Source organism: Burkholderia sp. PvR073 (assembly GCF_054055695.1).
Genome location: NZ_JBSRXO010000007.1, coordinates 1 through 18793, shown reverse-complemented (window position 1 = coordinate 18793; position 18793 = coordinate 1). Strand labels below are relative to the sequence as shown.

The following is an 18793-nucleotide window of genomic DNA, read 5'->3' as shown; positions in this document are numbered from 1 at the left end:
CGGCGGGCGCTTGCCCCGAGTGGCGCCGGGTCGGCGCGCACGGACAGTGCCGAACGAGGTTGTTCGGAAACTGCGGCGAATTCTAATACACACCTGTATCTGAATGCAAAGATGAATCCGAAAGGGGGTTGATGCTAGACTGCGCGCCATGAAACCACAGCGCTTAACTCGCGAGCAGAGCCGGGACCAGACGCGCGAACGTCTGCTGAAAGCCGCGCACCGGATTTTTCTGAAGAAAGGCTATGTCGCCGCGAGCGTCGAGGACGTCGCGGCGGCGGCCGGCTATACGCGCGGCGCGTTCTACTCGAACTTCCGCAGCAAGTCGGAGCTGCTCCTCGAGCTGCTCGAGCGCGACCATGATTCGGTGCGGGCCGATTTCGAGGCGATCTTCGAGGAAGGCGGGCCGCGCGAACAGATGGAGTCGATGGCGCTCGCGTACTACCGGACGCTGTTTCGCGACGACGAGTATTCGCTGCTGTGGGGCGAGGCGAAGCTGCAGGCGGCGCGCGACGCGAAGTTTCGCGTGCGCTTCAACCAGTTCCTGCACGGCAAGCGGCTGCAGATGGCCGAGTTCATCCAGCGCTTCGCCGAGCGCGCGGGCACGCCGCTGCTGCTGCCGGCCGACACGCTCGCATTCGGGCTGATGTGCCTGTGCGACGGCGTGCAGTCGTACTACACGGCCGATCCGCAGCACGTATCGGCCGACGCGGCCGAAGCGGTGCTGGCGGGGTTCTTCGCACGGGTCGTGCTGGGTCGCGAGCCGGGCTGAACGATCAGGCGGGCGGCGCACCGGCCTGGGATGCGGCGGCGCCGCACCGGGCGGCGCGCACCTTGTGCGTCAGCGCTCGCCGGTCATGCGCCGGTACGCGTCGAGCAGCGACGTCTTGTAGACGACCCCCGCGAGCGTCGGCTCGGCTTCGCTTTCGATCACCGGCAGCCGCTCGCCCTGGAACGCCATGAAGCGTTCGAGCGCGGTCGCGAGCGGCATGTCGGGCGTCAGCAGCGGAAACGGCGTGTGCGCGTAGTGCGCGGCCGTCTTGTCGGTCGTGTCGCGCTTGTCGAGCAGGTCGGACGTGATGTCCTTCAATGCGACCGCGCCGCGGAAGCGCCCGGCGTCGTCGGTCACGTACAGATACTTCACCGGATATTCGAGAAACACGCGCGTCATGTCGGCGACGCTCGCGGTGAGCGGCACGACCGTCTGCGCGGGCTGGATCAGTTCGCGCATCTGCGTGGTGCGCAGCCGCAGCCGTTCCTGCGCGTCCTGGTGGTGGCGCAGCGTGATCTCGTACATCGACGTCGTGCCGGTCGCGCGCGCGACGAAATACGCGAACACGCACGACACCAGGAGCGGCAGCACGACCTGGTAGCTCAGCGTCATCTCGAAGATCATCAGGATCGCCATCAGCGGCGCCTGCGTGGCGCCGGCCATGAACGCGCCCATCCCGACCATCGCATACGCGAAGTACGCGGACGTGTGGCCCGGCCACAGCGCGTTCATCGCGAGGCCGAACAGCGAGCCGAACACGGCGCCGACGAACAGCGTCGGCGTGAACACGCCGCCGACCGCGCCCGAGCCGGCCGTCGCGGCGGTCGCGATCACCTTGAACACCAGCACCGCGACGAGCGCCTGCCAGGTCCACGGCGCATGCAGGATCTGGTTCACGACGCTGTAGCCGTTGCCCCACACGTCCGGAATCCACACCGAGATCACGCCGACCACGAGGCCGCCGAGCGCGAGCCGCGCCGGCAGCGGAACGGGCAGCCGCTTGAACTGGTTCTTCGATGCATCGAGCAGATGCAGGAACTGCGGCGCGAGCACGCCGCACAGCGCGCCGAGCACGACGAACAGCAGCACCTCGGGGCCCGTCACGGCCGGGAACACCGGCATCTCGTACGGCGGCCGGTAGCCGGCGAATTCCCGCATCACGATGTTCGCGACGACCGATGCGACGACCATCGGCCCGAAGCTCTCCATCGCGATCGTGCCGAGCACGATTTCGGAGATGAAGAACGCGCCGGCGATCGGCGCGTTGTACGCGGACGTGATACCGGCCGCCGCGCCGCATGCGACGAGCAGGCGCAGGCGCGGCGGGTCGAAGTGCACGAAGCGGCCGACCAGCGACGCCGCCAGCGCCGCGAGTTGCACCATCGGGCCTTCGCGGCCGATCGAGCCGCCGCTGCCGATCGTCAGCAGCGACGACACGCTGCGCCACAGGCTCTGGCGCACCGGCACGACGCCGTCGCCGAGCGCGACGGCTTCCATGTAGTCGGTCTTGTCGGTTTTCTTGTCACCGCGCGTCGCGAGCAGCAGCACGCAGCCGGCCAGGAAGCCGCCCGCGGCCGGCATCCAGAAGCGCACGTACCACGGCAGGCTTCTCGCCATCTGCACGAAGCTGCCGCTGTGCCCGGAGATCAGGTGCTGCATCAGGTCGATGCCTTCGCGGAACGTCATGGTGGCGAAGGCGCCGCCGACGCCGACGACGGCCGACCAGATCAGCATCGTATGGGCGTCCGACAGGCGGAACAGCGTCTGGGCGCGAGTGCGCAGCTTCAGCAGGAACGAGAGCACGGCTGAAAGAGATTGATGAAGAGGACGAAGGAAAACGACGCGAAGCATAGCACTGCGCCGCGCCCGCGGGACCTTCCCGTCGGGCGCGGCGCGTGTCGCGGCGTGGATGTGCGGCTCAGCCAAGGCAGCGCTGCACGGCCCAGGTGATCCCGTAACCGCCGACGATCAGCCAGACGTACAGGATCAGGCCGGTGGTCAGGGCGCGCGGGCCTGCCTCGCGGATCTGCGACACGCGGGTCTCGATGCCGAGCGCGGTCATCGCCATCGTCAGCGCGAAGGTGTCGAGCAGGTTCAGCGTATGCGTGACATCGGCGGGCAGCACGTTCAGCGAATTGACGATCACGAAGCCGAGGAAGCCGAGCGCGAACCACGGCACGGCCACCTTGCGCTTGCCTTGCGCGCCGTCGGCGCTCGCGCTGGCCGAGCGGGCGAGCCACCAGCCGAGCGTGAGCAGCACCGGCACCAGCAGCATCACGCGGGTCATCTTCACGATGGTCGCGACGTGCGTGACCTGCGGGCTGATGTCGCTCGCCGCGCCGACCACTTGCGCGACCTCGTGGATCGTGCCGCCGAAGAACAGGCCGAGGCCGGTCGGGTCGAGACCGAGCAGGCCGGCGTGATACGCGAGCGGGTACAGGAACATCGACAGCGTGCCGAACAGCACCACGCTGCCCACGGCCATCGCGCTCTGGTGCGGCTTCGACTGCAGCGTCGACTCGAACGCGAGCACGGCGGCCGCGCCGCAGATCGCGCTGCCGGCGGCGGTCAGCAGCGCCGCGTCGCGATCGAGCTTCATCACCTTCGTGCCGACCCAGGTGCCGATCACGAGCGTGCTGACGACGACCAGCACCGATACCGTCAGGCCCGGCAGGCCAACCTGCGCGATTTCCTGCAGGCTCACGCGCAAGCCGAAGAACGCGACCGCGATGCGCAGCAGCTTGCGCGCGGAAAAGTTGACGCCGGCCGCCCAGCTCGCGGGCATGCCGTCGCGCAGCGCGTTGCCGTACAGCGCGCCGGCGACGATCCCGACGATCAGCGGCGACAGGCCGAGCCCGGCGATCGCCGGCAGTTGCGACAGGCTCGTGACGGCGGCGGCGAACAGCGCGACGAACAGCACGCCGTTCAACTGGCCGCGCATCGACGGCGCGGCGTGGCTGAGAGGGGGAGTCGGAGCAGTGGACATGGGGCACCGTGGCAAAGCCTGTTGTGATGGCCTAATCCTAATTTGGATATATCGATATGAAAAATTGTGATTTGTGACATAAACTATCCGGAAAGCCGATAATTCAATCCCATGACCCCGGATCAACTGATAACGTTCGCGGCCGTCGCCGAACATCTGAACATCAGCCGTGCTGCCGTGGCGCTGCATCTGTCGCAGCCGGCCGTGTCGGGGCAGCTGCGCCTGCTGCAGGACGAGTTCGGCGAGCTGCTGTACCAGCGCGACGGTCGCGGCATCCGCCTGACGCCGGTCGGCGAACAGCTCGCGGAGTACGCGAAGGCGCAGCGCGACACGTTCGCGCAGGCGCGCGCGTTTCGCGACGCCGTGCGCGGGCTCGACGCCGGCACGCTGCGGATCGGCGCGAGCACGACGCCGGCCAGCTACCTGCTGCCGTACCTGATCGCGGCGTTCCAGCCGCGCGTGCCGCGGGTGACGATCCAGACGATGAGCGGCAATACGGCCGACGTGGTCGCCGCGCTCGCGTCGCTCGACATCGCGATGATCGAAGGGCCGCCCGGCGAGGCGCTGCCGCCCGGCACCGCCGTGCATGCGTGGCACGAGGACGAGATCGTCGCGGTCGTGCCGGCCGGCCATCCGCTCGCTGCGCCCGAGTACGAAGCCGGCGTCACGCTCGACGCACTCGCCGCGCATCCGCTCGTGCTGCGCGAGGAGGGCTCCGGCGTGCGGCAGCTCGTCGAACGCGCGTTCGCGCACGGCGGCGCGCCGATGCGCGTCGCGTTCGAGATCGCGGGCGTCGAGGCCGTGAAGGAGGCCGTGCGTGCGGGGATGGGCGTCGGGTTCGTGTCCGCGATGTCGCTGCGTCACGAGGAGGCGGCGCTCGTCCCGCGTTCGCTGGCCCCCGCGCCGCTCACACGCCATTTCTCGATTCTGGTGCCGCACGGCGCCGCGCCGTCGCGCGTGGCCGCCCGGTTCCTCGACATGAGCCTCACGCACGACGCCGGATAAGCAGCCGAACCCTTGCCGGGAACGCCGGACGCAGATGCGCGGCCACCGGATTCGCGCGACGGCGAGCCTTAGGGATTTCCTCTATGGTGCGCACCAGCAGCGAAGCGCACCATCCGTCTCAAGCAAATGGAACCGGTTCCATGCCGGTGAAAAAAGGGCAGAAATGGCAGACATCGTGATCGTGGCGAGCGCATTCGGGATGGACCGTGTGCGCCAGGAGGGCCACCGAGCATTTCTCGCGACCGCGGCGGCATCCGGCGCGACCGGCTTCGAGGTGCGCCGCGAGCTGTTCGCATCCGACGACGACGCGACGCCCGCCGCGCTGGCCGCGCTCGGCACGGCACTCTCCGCGCACGGGCTGTGGTCGGTCTATTCGACGCCGGCCACGTTGTACACGGAAGCCGGCGCGCTCGACGCCGACGCGCTGCGCGACACGCTCGTGGAAGCCGATGCCCTCGGCGCGCGCTTCGTCAAGTTCCAGCTCGGCGGCTTTGCCGGCGACGCGCATGCGGCGCAGATCGTCGCGCTGTCGCGCGGCGCGCGTGCCCGCGTGGTGGTCGAGAACGGCCAACTGCCGGTGGGCGGTGCGCTCGCGCAGTTCCGCGGGCTGTTCGATGCGCTCACCGAGGCTGGCACGCCGGATGCACTGGGCATGACGTTCGACATCGGCAACTGGCAGTGGCCGGGCGAAGCGCCGCTCGCGTGTGCGCACGCGCTCGCGCCGCATGTGGAATACATTCATTGCAAGGCGGTCGTTGGCGACGGCGCGCGCCGCTTCGCGGTGGCGCCCGCGCCGGGCGATCCGCTCGTCACGGGCGTGCTCGCGGCGCTGCCGCAAGCGGTGCCGCGCGGCATCGAGTTCCCGTTCGATGCGGCCGACCTGGCGGGCGATGCCGGGCGGCGCGTCGCGTGGCTCGTCGCCGCGTGACGCCGGAAGGATACGGAGGAGTTCACTCATGAAAGCAGCACTCGATATCGTGACCTACGGCGAAGCGATGGCGATGTTCGTCGCCGCCGAGCCCTGCCACCTCGCGCACGCCGCGCAATTCACGAAGCGGATCGCGGGCGCGGACCTGAACGTCGCGATCGGCCTGTCGCGGCTCGGCTTCCGGGTCGGCTGGATGAGCCGGGTCGGCCGTGATTCGTTCGGCGCCTACGTGCTCGACACGCTCGCGCGCGAAGGCATCGACGCGTCGTGCGTGACCGTCGATCCGCGTTATCCGACCGGCTTCCAGCTGAAGTCGCGCAACGACGACGGCAGCGACCCGACCGTCGAATATTTCCGCAAGGGCTCGGCCGCGAGCCACCTGTCGTGCGACGACTACGTCGCCGATTACGTGCTCGGCGCGCGGCACCTGCACCTGACGGGCGTCGCGCCGGCGATCTCCGCGACGTCGTGCGAGCTGGCGTTCCAGCTCGCGCGCGAGATGCGTGCGGCCGGCAAGACGATCTCGTTCGACCCGAACCTGCGACCGACCCTGTGGCCGTCCGCCGACGTGATGGCGAAGACGCTGAACGCGCTCGCGACGCTCGCGGACTGGGTGCTGCCGGGGCTCGCCGAAGGGCGGCAGCTCACCGGGCATGACACGCCGGCCGACATTGCGGGCTTCTATCTGGCACGCGGCGCACGCGGGGTGGTGATCAAGCTGGGCGCCGAAGGCGCGTATTTCCGCACGGCCGACGGCCGCGCGGGCACGGTGGCGGGCGAGCGCGTCGCGAAGGTGGTCGACACGGTCGGCGCCGGCGACGGCTTCGCGGTCGGCGTGGTCAGCGCGCTGCTGGAAGGGCGCTCCGTCGAGCAGGCTGTCGCGCGCGGCAACCGCATCGGCGCGCTCGCGATCCAGGTGATCGGCGATTCGGAAGGCCTGCCGACCCGTGCGGCACTCGATCAGCTCGAAAACGTCAGCAATCGCGCCGATCGCTTAGAGGAAACCGTCACCGCGCAATGAGAGGCCGGACACGGCACAATCCGCGGACCCATTTCGTGCTTCACGCACGGTTTTGCATGAGGCCGGACGAGGCGACCAGACGCCGAGGCCGGTCGATTCCCGACAGGACGGGAGCGGAGCCAGGCGACGACTCGCCACTCCGATCTACCTAGGAGACATTCTGATGGCAGCCAATCTCGCAGTCCGACGCTGGTGGACGATCATGCCGATCGTCTTCATCACCTACAGCCTTGCCTACCTCGATCGCGCGAACTACGGGTTCGCGGCGGCGGCCGGCATCAACCAGGACCTCGGGATCAGCAAGGGCCTGTCGTCGCTGATCGGTGCGCTGTTCTTCCTCGGCTACTTCTTCTTCCAGATTCCGGGCGCGATCTATGCGGAGCGCCGCAGCGTCAAGAAGCTCGTGTTCGTCAGCCTCGTGCTGTGGGGTGCTTGCGCGGCGCTCACGGGCGTGGTCGCCGACATCCCGTCGCTGATGGTGATCCGCTTCGTGCTCGGCGTGGTCGAGGCGGCCGTGATGCCGGCGATGCTGATCTACATCAGCAACTGGTTCACGAAGAGCGAGCGCTCGCGCGCGAACACGTTCCTGATCCTCGGCAACCCCGTCACCGTGCTGTGGATGTCGATCGTGTCGGGCTATCTGGTCCACGAATTCGGCTGGCGCCACATGTTCATCGCCGAAGGCGTGCCGGCCGTGATCTGGGCCGTGTGCTGGTGGTTCCTCGTGCAGGACAAGCCGGCCGATTCGCCGTGGCTCACCGCGCAGGAAAAGCGCGACCTCGACGCCGTGCTCGCGGCCGAGCAGGCGGCGATCAAGCCGGTGCGCAATTACGGCGAGGCGTTCCGTTCGCCGGCCGTGATCAAGCTGTGCGCGCAGTACTTCTGCTGGAGCATCGGCGTGTACGGCTTCGTGCTGTGGCTGCCGTCGATCGTGAAGAACGGGTCCGAGCTCGGGATGGTCGCGACCGGCTGGCTGTCGGCGCTGCCGTACCTCGCGGCGACGATCGCGATGCTGGTTGCGTCGTGGGCGTCCGACAAGGTCGGCTCGCGCCGCGGCTTCGTATGGCCGTTCCTGCTGATCGGTGCGGCTGCGTTCGCCGCGTCGTATGCGCTCGGCTCGTCGCATTTCTGGATCTCGTATGCGCTCCTGGTCGTCGCGGGCGCCGCGATGTACGCGCCGTACGGCCCGTTCTTCGCGATCGTCCCGGAACTGCTGCCGAAGAACGTCGCCGGCGGCGCGATGGCGCTGATCAACAGCATGGGCGCGCTCGGCTCGTTCGTCGGCTCGTATTTCGTCGGCTACCTGAACGGTGCGACCGGGTCGCCCGTCGCGTCGTATGCGTTCATGAGCGCCGCGCTCGTCGCCGCGGTGATCCTCACGCTGTCCGTCAAACCCCAGGCGCGCGATGCGCACTCGCTCGCGGCGCCGCTGCAAGGAAAATGAAAACGATGAAGCCTCGTATCGTCGCGTACAAGCCGTTGCCCGATGATGTTCTCGCGTACCTGCGCGAGCATGCGGACGTCGTGCAGGCCGACGGCCCCGCCGCGCTCGCCGATGCGTTGGGCGACGTGCACGGCGCGATCGGCGCGAGCCTGAAGGTCACGCCGCAGATGCTCGATCGCGCGCCGAAGCTGAAGGCCTGGTCGACGATTTCGGTCGGCTACGACAACTTCGACGTCGCGGATCTCACGCGGCGCGGGATCGTGCTCGCGCATACCCCCGACGTGCTGACCGAATCGACCGCCGACACCGTGTTCTCGCTGATCCTGGCGTCCGCGCGGCGCGTGGTCGAACTGGCGGAGTGGGTGAAGGCCGGCCACTGGCATCGCAGCATCGGCCCCGATCTGTACGGCACCGACGTGCAGGGCAAGACGCTCGGCATCGTCGGGCTCGGGCGGATCGGCGGCGCCGTCGCGCGCCGCGCGGCGCTCGGTTTCCGGATGCAGGTGCTGTACACGAACCGTTCCGCGCACGCCGAAGCCGAGACGCAGTACGGCGCGCGCCGCGTGACGCTCGACGCGTTGCTCGCGCAGTCGGATTTCGTGTGCCTGCAGGTGCCGCTGTCGCCGCAAACGCATCACCTGATCGGCGCGGCCGAATTCACGAAGATGAAGCGCGGCGCGATCCTGATCAACGCGTCGCGCGGGCCGGTGGTCGACGAGGCCGCGCTGATCGACGCGCTGCGCGCGGGCACGATCCGCGGCGCGGGGCTCGACGTGTTCGAGAAGGAGCCGTTGCCGGCGGATTCGCCGCTGCTGCGGATGAACAACGTGGTCGCGCTGCCGCATATCGGCTCGGCGACGCACGAGACGCGCCATGCGATGGCGCGCTGCGCCGCGGAAAACCTGGTCGGCGCGCTGGCCGGCACGCTGCGCACGAATCTCGTCAATCCCGACGCGCTCGCGCACGCCTGACCGGCGCGGGCCGGCCGGCGGGGCCTCAGGCGCGGTTAGAGTCGATGGTCTTGGTGCGGGAGGGCAGGCTGCGTTATGATCGCCCGCTCGTTGCATCGATGACCCGGCCACGCGGCCGGCAGCGTTCGGCGACGGGCATCCGTGCCAGGTCGGGTGCGGCCGATCGCCATGCGTTTCAGGTGACCGGGGCGGGCGCGAGTGCGCCGGCTTCGGGCGCGCGCGCGGCAGGGGATCGGCGGCGTCCGCCCGGTGGCTTTCGTATCCAACAACAAAGGTCCGTCCGCACACGAAGCGGCGCGGATCGTACGTCGCGAGGCACGACTTGAGCGATTCGCAACCTTCCACGCAGCGTCCCGCGACGATCAGCGACGTCGCACGCGAAGCCGGCACGGGCAAGACCAGCGTGTCGCGCTATCTGAACGGCGAGACGCACGTGCTGTCCGCCGATCTGCGCCAGCGGATCGAGACGGCGATCGCGCGCCTGAACTACCGGCCGAACCAGATGGCGCGCGGGCTGAAGCGCGGCCGCAACCGGCTGCTCGGCATGCTCGCGGCCGACCTGACCAATCCGTACACCATCGAAGTGCTGCAGGGCGTCGAGGCCGCGTGCCACGCGCTTGGCTACATGCCGCTCATCTGTCACGCGGCGAACGAAGTCGAGATGGAGCGGCGCTTCCTGCAGCTGCTCACGACCTACCGGGTCGAAGGGCTGATCGTCAACGCGCTCGGCGCCGATGAAGACGTGCTGCGCCCGCTGCGCGGCGCCGGCATTCCGGCCGTGCTCGTCGACCGGACGGTCGAGGGCTTCGAGGCCGACCTGATCGGGCTCGACAACACCGATGCGATCGAGACGGCGCTCGCGCACCTGGTCGCGCGCGGCTTCGATGCGATCCATTTCGTCGTGCAGCCGTTCGAGCGCGTCAGCTCGCGGCGCCTGCGCGAGGCCGCGTTCCGCGCGGCGCTCGACGCGCGCGGGCTGCCGGTGCCGCCGACGGTCGTGCTCGACCTGAACGAGCCGGCGGCGGCCGCCGCGGCGCTCGCCGACCTCGACGCGCGCCTCGACGACGCGACGCGACGCGGCGTGCGTGCGGCGCTGTTCGCCGCGAATGCGCCGGTCGCGCTCGCGATCGCGCGCCATCTGCGCGCGCGTTTCGGCGCCGCGTGGCAGGAGAAGGCCGCGCTGCTGTCGATCGACGATCCGGAATGGGCCGAACTGATCGGCATCACGACAATCCGCCAGCCGACCTACGAGATCGGCTACAAGGCCGTCGAATTCGTGCACGAGCGCATCGACGGCGCGGCCGGCGACGTGCGCGTCGCGATGCTGCCCGGCGAGCTGATTGCGCGCGCGTCGACCGCAAGCTGAGTATCATTCGGGGCACGCAGCGCGCCAGGTGCGCTGCCCCGAACAAGGAAATTCATGACTGTCGCTCCCGTCACGCTGGCGGTGCTGATCGCCGCCACGCTGATCATCGCGCTACTGCCGTTCGTTCTCTTCCGTATCCTGCGCAAGCCGCTTGCGCTCGACCGCCGCGACACGATCGTCGGCGTCGCCGTCTTCACGCTGTTCGCGATGATCGTCGAACGCGCGTTCCATGGCCTCGTGCTGAGCCAGACACCCGCCGGCGGCTGGCTCACGCAGCCGCTCGCGTTCGTCGCGTACAGCGCGCTCGCCACCGCCGTGTTCGAGGAAGTCGGCCGCTATCTCGGGATGCGGATCCTGAACCGCCGCTACGGCGCGTCGGCCGGCGACGGGCGCGGGATTGGCTACGGGATCGGCCATGCCGGTGCCGAAGCCTGGTTCGTCGGCGTGCTCGTATGGGGTCAGTGGTCGTATCTCGCGTGGCTCGCGAGCCGCGGGCAGCTCGAGACGCAGCTCGCGGATCTCCCCGGCGATACCGTCGTGCGGCTGCACGTGATGCTGGCGACGCTGTCGGCACAGTCGATCCTGCTGTTGCTGCTCGAGCGCTGTGCGGCGTTCGTGCTGCAGCTCGCGCTGTCGGTGCTGGTCTGGCGCGGCGTGCGCGCCGGCCGCGCGGGCGTGCTGCCGCTCGCGATCGTGCTGCATGCACTGGCGGCGGCGCCGGCGCTGCTGTACCAGGTGCGCGTGCTGCCGCCCGCCTGGGTCGAGGCCGGGTATTTCGTGCTGGCCGCGATCCTGGTCGTCGTGCTGGTGAAGGCGTACCGGTCACCGCGTACGGCTGTCTGACGGGAGAGACGGGATGGACGACTATCTGATCGAATGCCAGAGCGCCGAATTCGACGCGCTCGCGCGCGTGATCTGCGATCTCTTTCCGGAGCAGACGCGCTTTGCCGAAACCAGCGACGAGCGCGGGCGGTTCCTGTCCGTGCACTGGCTTGCGATGCGTTTCGGCTCCGCGCCGAAACGGATGACGCTCGACATCCGCATCGTGCCGGCCGCGCTGGCGCGCTATCTGGCGCTCAAGCCGATGCAGCGTGCCCGCAGCCATGCGGTGCTGCATGCGTACACGGAAGCGATGCTGGGCTCGCTCGAGGAGCGCCACGCGGCCGGCGAGGCCATCGAGCGTGACGCGGAACTCGAACTCGACGAAGACTTCGCGTGAACGTGAGCGCGCGCCGGCGCGAGGCCGGCGTCGCGCTGCTGCGGTGCGTCATGCGTCGCGGTAGACCTGCGCGAAACGCTGCGCCTGCACGACACCGTAGTCGCCCGGCGCATACTGCATCACCCAGTCGCCGGTGACACCGCGCAGCGTGTCGCCGTTTTCCGAGCGGGCGATCGTGAACGGCTCGTCCATGCGGCGGGCGAGCACGACGGCCGGCCGGTTCCGGTACGCGCCCGGCGTGCCGTGCGCGAGCGCCGGGTCGGCGGGCAGGTACTTCGCGTCGAAGCGTGCGCGCGACACGACCCAGCGGTCGCCGGTCGAGCCTGTGATCAGTGCGTCGCCCGCGACATAGCGGTTCGGGCCCTCGAGGCTCATCAGTTCGCCGTCGGCAGCCGCGAAGGCGACCGTGACGGTTTCGTCCTTGACGACGTGACGGGCCTGCGGGTCGGTACGCAGATCGATGTGCTTGAGTTCGAGCATGGCGGGGGAAGTGCGGGAAAAGCCGGGAGCTTATCCCGAATCCGGCGCGCCGTGTGACGCGCCGAAATCCCGCGGGATGCGCGACGCCGTTCGCCCGTCCGGGCAACGCGGCGCCGGCGAGGCGGACGTCAGGGTTGCGCGGGTGCGCTTGCGGCCGGCGCGGCGGCTGCCTTGCCTTCCTTGTTCTTGGCCTTGCCCGTGCCGCGATGTTCGCCGCCATGGTGCAGCCAGCTGCGGAACGTCGTGTCGGCCAGTGCCTTCTGTTCGGCCGGGAAGCTCTGGTAGAGCGGCGCGAATGCGTCGGCGAGCTTCTTCGCGCCGTCCGCGTTCGCCTGCGCGAGTTCCGCGTACTGCTTCATGTCGTCGACCGCGGACACGTTGTGGCTTTCCATCCGTGCGCGATACAGGTGACCCATCGTTTCACCGTTCTCGCGCATCGTGTCGGCGAACGTCTTCCATTGCGGCTCCTGTGCCGACGTGATCTTCAGCTGATCGTGCAGGTATTTGATGCGCTGCTCGATGCGCGCTTCGCGGCGTGCCGCGCGTTGTTCGGCGCTCGGCGCCGACGCGGCCGCTGCCGTCGCCGGGGCGGGCGTCTGCGGTTGCGGCGGCGTTTGCGCGAATGCGCCTGCTGCAACGGCGAGCATCGCGAGGGTGAGCGAGATTTTCTTCATGGTTGGCTCTCCGGGGTGGTGTCGTGCGAGCGGGCGCCGCGGCCTGTGCCGCGAGCACGCATCTCGCGTCGCCTGCTATTAGTAGCACGTTGCGTGTCACGCGGCAGTGAAAGCGACACTTGCTTACATCCGAAACGAATCGAAATTGAAAGGAAACGGACATCGCGGACGGGCGGCGGTCGATGGCGTTCGGTTGTGTGTGTCGGCACCCCGTGCGTCGCATGCGAGCGAGGAGAGCGGTGCGAACGCGTGAGCCCGTGAAGGCGTGCGACGCCGTTTGGGCGCACCGGCGTTCGGCGCTATCATCGCGTCACGTTCCATTTCGCCGGCGCGCTGCCGCCGGCCCAGCCTCATGCGTCCACCTCGCCTCGACCAACTCGACGACCTCGACCGACAACTCGTTGCGCTGCTGCAAGCGGATGCGCGCGCAAGCGTTGCCGATCTCGCGCGACAGCTCGACGTCGCCCGCACGACGGTCGTCGCGCGCATCGCGCGGCTCGAGCGCACGAACGTGATCGCCGGGTACAGCGTGCGGCTCGGGCAGGACGTGCTCGATGCGAGCATTTACGCGTATGTCGGCATCATCCTCACGCCGAAGTTCGGCAAGGACGTGTTGCGCCGGCTCGACCGGATGCCCGAAGTGCAGCTGCTGTGCGCGGTGAGCGGTGAATACGACTATGTCGCGTGGCTGCGTGCCGATTCGCCGGAGCGGCTCAACGACCTGCTCGACCAGATCGGCACGCTCGAGGGCGTCGAGCGCACGACGACGTCGATCATTCTGTCGCGCAAGATCGATCGCGGCACGATCGGCGGATGATGCGCCGCGTGCGGCGTCGCGCGTGACGCCGCGGCGTGATTCGTCGCGCAGGTTGTTGCTCCTTTACCTTCTCTTGAACCCCCGCCGTTTGCGTTCGCCGCAAGGCGGGGCGTTGTCTCGCGCATCGTCACGCGAGCGTCGTCGGGTCGAATGCCGGCCTGCACACGCGTAACGATTCCTTCGCTTGGCGCCTGTCCCGCTTTGCCCGCTTCTTTCTCTCCGTCCAGACGCATCGATGGCGGCCCGTTTGCGGGCCGTCATCGATGCAATTTTTAGACGATTTGGTCGTTGTGACGAAATGCATCGTCATTTCGTCGAATTTATAGGTCGTTTCGCATCATTCTTCGTCTTGGAACTGATTTTGCGCGTCCCTAAACTGTGTTCATGGCTCGACGCCGTACACCAACACCAAACCCATCCTCAGGAGATAAGCGCATGAAAATCGCCATCGTCGGCGCAGGTCTGATCGGTCACACCATTGCTCACATGCTGCGTGAAACGGGCGACTACGAGGTCGTCGCGTTCGACCGCGATGCGGATGCGCTCGCCAAGCTGTCGCGTGAAGGCATCGCGACGCAACGCGTCGATTCGGCCGACGCCAATGCGATTCGTGAAGCCGTGAAGGGCTTCGATGCGCTCGTCAACGCGCTGCCGTACTACCTCGCGGTCAACGTCGCCGCGGCGGCCAAGGCGGCCGGCGTCCATTACTTCGACCTGACCGAGGACGTGCGCGCCACCCACGCGATCCGCGAACTGGCCGACGGTTCGGACCGTGCGTTCATGCCGCAGTGCGGCCTCGCACCGGGCTTCATCGGCATCGCCGCACACGAGCTCGTGAACGGCTTCAGCGAAGTGCGCGACGTGAAGATGCGCGTCGGCGCGCTGCCCGAGTATCCGACCAACGCGCTGAAGTACAACCTGACGTGGAGCGTCGACGGCCTGATCAACGAATACTGCCAGCCGTGCGAAGCGATCCGCGATGGCCGCAAGCAGTGGGTGCAGCCGCTCGAAGGCCTCGAGCACTTCTCGCTCGACGGCACCGAATACGAGGCGTTCAACACGTCGGGCGGCCTGGGCACGCTGTGCGAGACGCTGTCGGGCAAGGTCGAGACGCTCGACTACAAGTCGGTGCGCTATCCGGGTCACCGCGAACTCGTGCAGTTCCTGCTCGAGGACCTGCGCCTGGCGAGCGACCGCGACACGCTGAAGTCGATCATGCGCCGCGCGGTGCCGTCGACGAAGCAGGACGTTGTGCTCGTGTTCGTCACGGTAACGGGCGTGAAGGATGGCCAGCTCGTGCAGGACGTGTTCACGCGCAAGATTTTCGCGAAGGACGTGTGCGGCATGCACATGAGCGCGATCCAGATCACGACGGCCGGCGCGATGTGCGCGGTGCTGGATCTGTTCCGCGAAAAGAAGCTGCCGCAGAGCGGTTTCATTCCGCAGGAAAAGGTGTCGCTGAAGGCGTTCCTGTCGAACCGCTTCGGCAAGCTGTACGAAGGCGGCACGATGGAGCGCGTGCACGAAGTCGCCTGACGGATCTCCGGCACGAGGGCCGTGCAACGCCGGGAGCGCAACAGCGCTTCCGGCGTTGTTTTTTGAGGCGGGTCGAAGCGGAAAGGAGCGGGGCGGTGCGTGCCGCTCAGGCGGGCAGCGGCGGGACCATCGTTGCCTGCGGCGCCGGCGGCACGATGCGGTACAGCAGCGCATCGATGTCCGCGTCGGACGGCGCGGTGTTGTCGAACATCACGATGCCGTCGCATTCATGGCCGGTCGGCACGAAGCGGCGTTGCCGGTATTCGTCCCAGTGCGCGAGCTTGTACGCGTCGTTCGGGTTGCCGCGCGCGACGATCCGCTGGTGCGCCACGTCTTCCGCCGTATGCACCCAGACGACCGTCAGCGCGATGTCCGGCCCGATGCCGAGCCAGGCGCGGTCGAGGATGCGCCGGTCACGCACTTCGCGCGACAGCGGGCCGACCACGAGCGCGCCGATGCCGAGCGCGAGATTCTCGCGCGCCGTGTCGAGCAGGCCCTGATATTCGGGATCGCGCAGATGCTTCAGGTAGAGCGGGCTGTCGCGATCGTTCGGATCGGAGGTGAGGGCGCCCATCGCGGCCGAGCTGTAGCGGCCGTAGAGCGTGTCCTTGTCGAGCAGGCAGAAGGCCTCGCCGGTGGCGCGCATCAGCGGCCCGATCAGCCGCTTCGCGAGCGTGGTCTTGCCGGTGCCGGCATGACCGCAGAAGAACACCAGATGCGTCACGAATAGCGGCTCCCCGAGCCCGAGCGCGCTGCGCCGGTGCGCTTGTCGTCGCGCGAGAACACTTCCGCCTCCAGCCACATCGCGTTGATGATGCCGAAGCCGAGCGCCACGCCGATGCCGAGTATCCACGAGAAATACCACATGGGCCTGTCTCCTTGATGGTTGGGCCGCACAGCCGTGCCGTGCGTCTGCCGAAGCGGTGCCGCGCGTGCTGCGGCGCAGGCACTCCGATCATGACCAATATCGGCGCACCGCGCAAGGCGGGCCGCCCGCGCGCCAAACCGGTAAACTGGTGCGAAAACCGCAACATTAGAGACACCATGCTGATCAATTGTGCTGCATACCAGGACGGCCGCAAGCTGGCCGACATCGATATCGACGCCATCAGCGACTACGTGTCGAAGCCCGAGTGTTTCGTGTGGGTCGCCCTGAAGGATCCGACACCGGAAGAGATCGACCTGATGGGCGAGGAGTTCGCGCTGCACGAGCTCGCGCTCGAGGATGCCCGCAAGGGGCATCAGCGCCCGAAAATCGAGGAGTACGGCGATTCGCTGTTCGCGGTGCTGCATACGGTCGAGTTCGATGGCGACGGCGAATTCAATGTCGGCGAGCTGAACGTGTTCGTCGGCCCGAACTACGTGCTGTCGATCCGCAATCATACCGAGCAGGATTTCCGCGCGGTGCGCAAGCGCTGCGAGCGCGAGCCGCATCTGCTGCAGGAGGGGTCGGCGTTCGTGTTCTATGCGTTGATGGACCAGGTCGTCGACCGCTATTTCCCGATCCTCGAGACGCTCGGCAACGAGCTCGAGGAACTCGAGGATCGCATCTTCGCGAAGGCCACGCTCGCGTCGTCGCGGGCGATCATCGAGGATCTCTATTCGCTGAAACGCCGGCTCGTGATGCTGCACCAGCACACGGCGCCGCTGATGGAGCCGCTCGCGAAGCTCACCGGCGGCCGCATTCCGCAGGTCTGCAGCGGCATGGAGCATTACTTCCGCGACGTGTACGACCACCTGCAGCGGATCGTGAAGACGATCGAAGGGCGGCGTGAGATGGTCGTGACCGCGGTCCAGGTCAACCTCGGGATGATCTCGCTCGCGGAGAACGAGGTGACCAAGCGGCTCGGCTCGTTCGCCGCGCTGTTCGCGATACCGACGATGATCGCCGGCATCTATGGGATGAACTTCGCGAACATGCCCGAACTGCACCTCAAGTACGGCTTCTACGGCTGCATCGCGGTGATGGTCGCGGCCGATCTCGCGCTGTGGTGGCGCTTCAAGCGGGCGGGGTGGCTGTAGCCGCGATGGCTAGTGCGGTGCGTGCTTGCCGACCACGACGCGCCACGGCCGCACGCGCCACGACTTGACGAGGCCGTTCTGCACGTACGGATCGGCGCGCGCGAACGATTCGGCGGCTTCCGGCGAATCGCCTTCGAACACGAGCACGGCCTGGTCGGACGGATCCTGCAGCGCGCCGGCGAGTACTAGCTCGCCGCGTTCGGTTGCCGCCTTCGCGAGCGCGAGGTGCTCGGCGCGGTACTGCTCGCGCCGGGACAGGTAATCGTCGACGAGTTCGTAGATCAGCTGGTAATGCATGGTCGCTCCCGGAATCGGCCGCCGCGGGATGGCGGGCGCTTGGGCTCAGTATAGGGCGCGGGCCGATCTTTGTCGGGGCGGCTTGTGGCGGGTTGCCGAACCCTGGCGGCTGTCCGGGATGAGTTCGGCATTTCGATACCTTTCCCTTAAATGCAACTAACGGTCTAATGCCGATCCGCCGTCGCATGAGTTTGCGTCATCGCGCCGCATGGCGTATCGCAGGTTTGGTCTTCAGGCAAGGTGGGTTCGGCAAGCGTATGGACGCGCATTCCGGGCCCGAATTTCACATGCCGGCGAGGGCGGTCGCGTGATCGGAAAAGGGGCCGAAGCCGGGTGTGGGGCCGTCCGTACGGGGTGCCGCGGGAAGGCGTTTCCATTGGCCGCAATGCGACCTATGCTGGACAAATCCGGAGCGAACTTCGTTCGCCCGATTCGCCCAGACGAGGTGTGCCATGCCTGTATCAGCCACCCTGCAGGATTGCCTGCGCCAGAAGTCATCGCGGTACGAAGTCGTGTACCACCCGTATAGCCATACCAGCATGGAGACGGCCGCCGCCGCGCATATCCCCGGCGATCGCCTCGCGAAAACCGTGCTGCTCGAGGACGACGAAGGCTACGTCGCCGCCGTGCTGCCGACATCGCACGCGGTGCGATTGTCGGACCTCTGGGTCCAGACCGGCCGCCATCTCGTGCTCGCCAGGGAAATCGAACTGCGCGAACTGTTCAAGGATTGCGACCTGGGCGCGTTGCCGCCGGTATGCATGGCGTACGGGATGAAGACGTTCCTCGAGGAACATCTCGCGCAGCAGCCGGAAGTGTATTTCGAGGCCGGCGACCACGAAGCGCTGATCCACATGACGCAGGACGAATTCCTGTCGCTGATGGAGACGGCCGAGCGCGCGCATTTCTCGCACAAGATGCAGGGAATGTGGGTTTCCTGATCGTCGTGATGCGGGCGGTTTGCGGTGGATGGAGACGGCGTCTGGTGGGCGGCCGTCGGGGAAATCGTGGGCGATTGATTTTGTCCAGATCGGTTTTTGCTTGGAAAACGGGGCTGGAGGCGGCCGGTGAGGCGGGATTGCGGCGGCGGTTGGCCGGGATTTCAGAGGTGTTTTCGGGTGAATTCTTGATTTGACATAAGGTGAATTATCGACATTAAATTTTGTAATGGCTAGATTGAAATGTCCGCTTTTGGCTACATAGAAATGTCCGCTTTCGTGCCGCGTAAGCTGAACGGCCGCCGGGTGTCCGGCGCCGG

General features: G+C 67.6%; 20 protein-coding genes. 13 read left to right on the top strand and 7 right to left on the bottom strand.

The genetic code is table 11. From position 1 onward, the window contains the following. Window positions 1–148 precede the first annotated feature (148 nt). Window positions 149–769, top strand: a complete 621-nt coding sequence (locus ACVK00_RS20905) for a TetR/AcrR family transcriptional regulator (protein ID WP_006754789.1) — start codon at window positions 149–151, stop codon at window positions 767–769. A gap of 69 nt (window positions 770–838) precedes the next feature. Here the strand turns inward: ACVK00_RS20905 and ACVK00_RS20900 are convergent, their stop codons facing one another. Then, window positions 839–2572 (bottom strand): ClcB-like voltage-gated chloride channel protein, encoded by a 1734-nt coding sequence (locus ACVK00_RS20900; protein WP_284890876.1) that lies wholly within the window; start codon window positions 2570–2572, stop codon window positions 839–841. 115 nt (window positions 2573–2687) lie between these two features. Continuing rightward, window positions 2688–3755: a YeiH family protein gene (locus ACVK00_RS20895; RefSeq protein WP_284890877.1), complete on the bottom strand. Its 1068-nt coding sequence runs from the start codon at window positions 3753–3755 to the stop codon at window positions 2688–2690. A gap of 111 nt (window positions 3756–3866) precedes the next feature. Here ACVK00_RS20895 and ACVK00_RS20890 point away from each other — a divergent pair, with 111 nt between their 5' ends. The 8 genes from ACVK00_RS20890 (at window position 3867) to ACVK00_RS20855 (ending at window position 11709) form a co-directional block, all read left to right on the top strand. Continuing rightward, window positions 3867–4760, top strand: coding sequence for a LysR family transcriptional regulator (locus ACVK00_RS20890; RefSeq protein ID WP_175735541.1), 894 nt, complete (start codon window positions 3867–3869; stop codon window positions 4758–4760). Window positions 4761–4923: 163 nt separating this feature from the next. Beyond that, window positions 4924–5688, top strand: coding sequence for a sugar phosphate isomerase/epimerase (locus tag ACVK00_RS20885; protein ID WP_284890878.1), 765 nt, complete (start codon window positions 4924–4926; stop codon window positions 5686–5688). A 28-nt stretch (window positions 5689–5716) separates the two neighbouring features. Next, complete coding sequence (locus ACVK00_RS20880; protein WP_284890879.1) at window positions 5717–6709, top strand: sugar kinase; 993 nt, start codon at window positions 5717–5719, stop codon at window positions 6707–6709. Window positions 6710–6872: 163 nt separating this feature from the next. Beyond that, the gene (locus ACVK00_RS20875; protein WP_166725619.1) at window positions 6873–8153 is read left to right on the top strand and encodes an MFS transporter; all 1281 of its coding nucleotides are present in this window, start codon (window positions 6873–6875) and stop codon (window positions 8151–8153) included. 5 nt (window positions 8154–8158) lie between these two features. Next, window positions 8159–9124 carry an NAD(P)-dependent oxidoreductase gene (locus tag ACVK00_RS20870; protein WP_284890880.1) on the top strand — a complete coding sequence of 322 codons (966 nt, stop codon included), beginning with the start codon at window positions 8159–8161 and terminating at the stop codon, window positions 9122–9124. A 322-nt stretch (window positions 9125–9446) separates the two neighbouring features. Further along, a complete protein-coding gene (locus ACVK00_RS20865; RefSeq protein WP_284890881.1) occupies window positions 9447–10490 on the top strand; it encodes a LacI family DNA-binding transcriptional regulator in 1044 nt (347 codons plus the stop codon). A 54-nt stretch (window positions 10491–10544) separates the two neighbouring features. Next, a complete protein-coding gene (locus ACVK00_RS20860; RefSeq protein ID WP_284890882.1) occupies window positions 10545–11333 on the top strand; it encodes a YhfC family intramembrane metalloprotease in 789 nt (262 codons plus the stop codon). Between the two features lie 13 nt (window positions 11334–11346). Beyond that, window positions 11347–11709, top strand: coding sequence for a DUF3022 domain-containing protein (locus ACVK00_RS20855; RefSeq protein WP_284890883.1), 363 nt, complete (start codon window positions 11347–11349; stop codon window positions 11707–11709). A 48-nt stretch (window positions 11710–11757) separates the two neighbouring features. Here the strand turns inward: ACVK00_RS20855 and ACVK00_RS20850 are convergent, their stop codons facing one another. Further along, window positions 11758–12189, bottom strand: a complete 432-nt coding sequence (locus ACVK00_RS20850; RefSeq protein ID WP_354122975.1) for a PGDYG domain-containing protein — start codon at window positions 12187–12189, stop codon at window positions 11758–11760. A 128-nt stretch (window positions 12190–12317) separates the two neighbouring features. Beyond that, on the bottom strand, window positions 12318–12863 hold the full coding sequence (locus tag ACVK00_RS20845) for a Spy/CpxP family protein refolding chaperone (protein WP_166723556.1): 546 nt from the start codon (window positions 12861–12863) through the stop codon (window positions 12318–12320). 352 nt (window positions 12864–13215) lie between these two features. On the opposite strand from ACVK00_RS20845, the gene ACVK00_RS20840 reads away from it, so the two are divergent. Further along, window positions 13216–13680 (top strand): Lrp/AsnC family transcriptional regulator, encoded by a 465-nt coding sequence (locus ACVK00_RS20840; RefSeq protein WP_006755043.1) that lies wholly within the window; start codon window positions 13216–13218, stop codon window positions 13678–13680. Between the two features lie 435 nt (window positions 13681–14115). Then, window positions 14116–15216, top strand: coding sequence for a saccharopine dehydrogenase family protein (locus tag ACVK00_RS20835; protein WP_228904268.1), 1101 nt, complete (start codon window positions 14116–14118; stop codon window positions 15214–15216). A gap of 106 nt (window positions 15217–15322) precedes the next feature. On the opposite strand, the gene ACVK00_RS20830 is transcribed toward ACVK00_RS20835, so the two are convergent. Both ACVK00_RS20830 and cydX read right to left on the bottom strand, forming a co-directional pair. Further along, window positions 15323–15940: an AAA family ATPase gene (locus ACVK00_RS20830; RefSeq protein ID WP_175679824.1), complete on the bottom strand. Its 618-nt coding sequence runs from the start codon at window positions 15938–15940 to the stop codon at window positions 15323–15325. Next, a complete protein-coding gene (gene cydX / locus ACVK00_RS20825; RefSeq protein WP_166723559.1) occupies window positions 15937–16083 on the bottom strand; it encodes a cytochrome bd-I oxidase subunit CydX in 147 nt (48 codons plus the stop codon). Before cydX ends, ACVK00_RS20830 begins: the two co-directional genes overlap by 4 nt. Before the next feature lie 177 nt (window positions 16084–16260). On the opposite strand from cydX, the gene corA reads away from it, so the two are divergent. After that, on the top strand, window positions 16261–17238 hold the full coding sequence (gene corA / locus ACVK00_RS20820; RefSeq protein ID WP_228904267.1) for a magnesium/cobalt transporter CorA: 978 nt from the start codon (window positions 16261–16263) through the stop codon (window positions 17236–17238). Window positions 17239–17247: 9 nt separating this feature from the next. Here the strand turns inward: corA and ACVK00_RS20815 are convergent, their stop codons facing one another. Then, a complete protein-coding gene (locus ACVK00_RS20815; RefSeq protein ID WP_011656925.1) occupies window positions 17248–17535 on the bottom strand; it encodes a YciI-like protein in 288 nt (95 codons plus the stop codon). A 452-nt stretch (window positions 17536–17987) separates the two neighbouring features. On the opposite strand from ACVK00_RS20815, the gene ACVK00_RS20810 reads away from it, so the two are divergent. Beyond that, the gene (locus tag ACVK00_RS20810) at window positions 17988–18476 is read left to right on the top strand and encodes an aminoacyl-tRNA deacylase (RefSeq protein ID WP_166723561.1); all 489 of its coding nucleotides are present in this window, start codon (window positions 17988–17990) and stop codon (window positions 18474–18476) included. Window positions 18477–18793 lie beyond the last annotated feature (317 nt).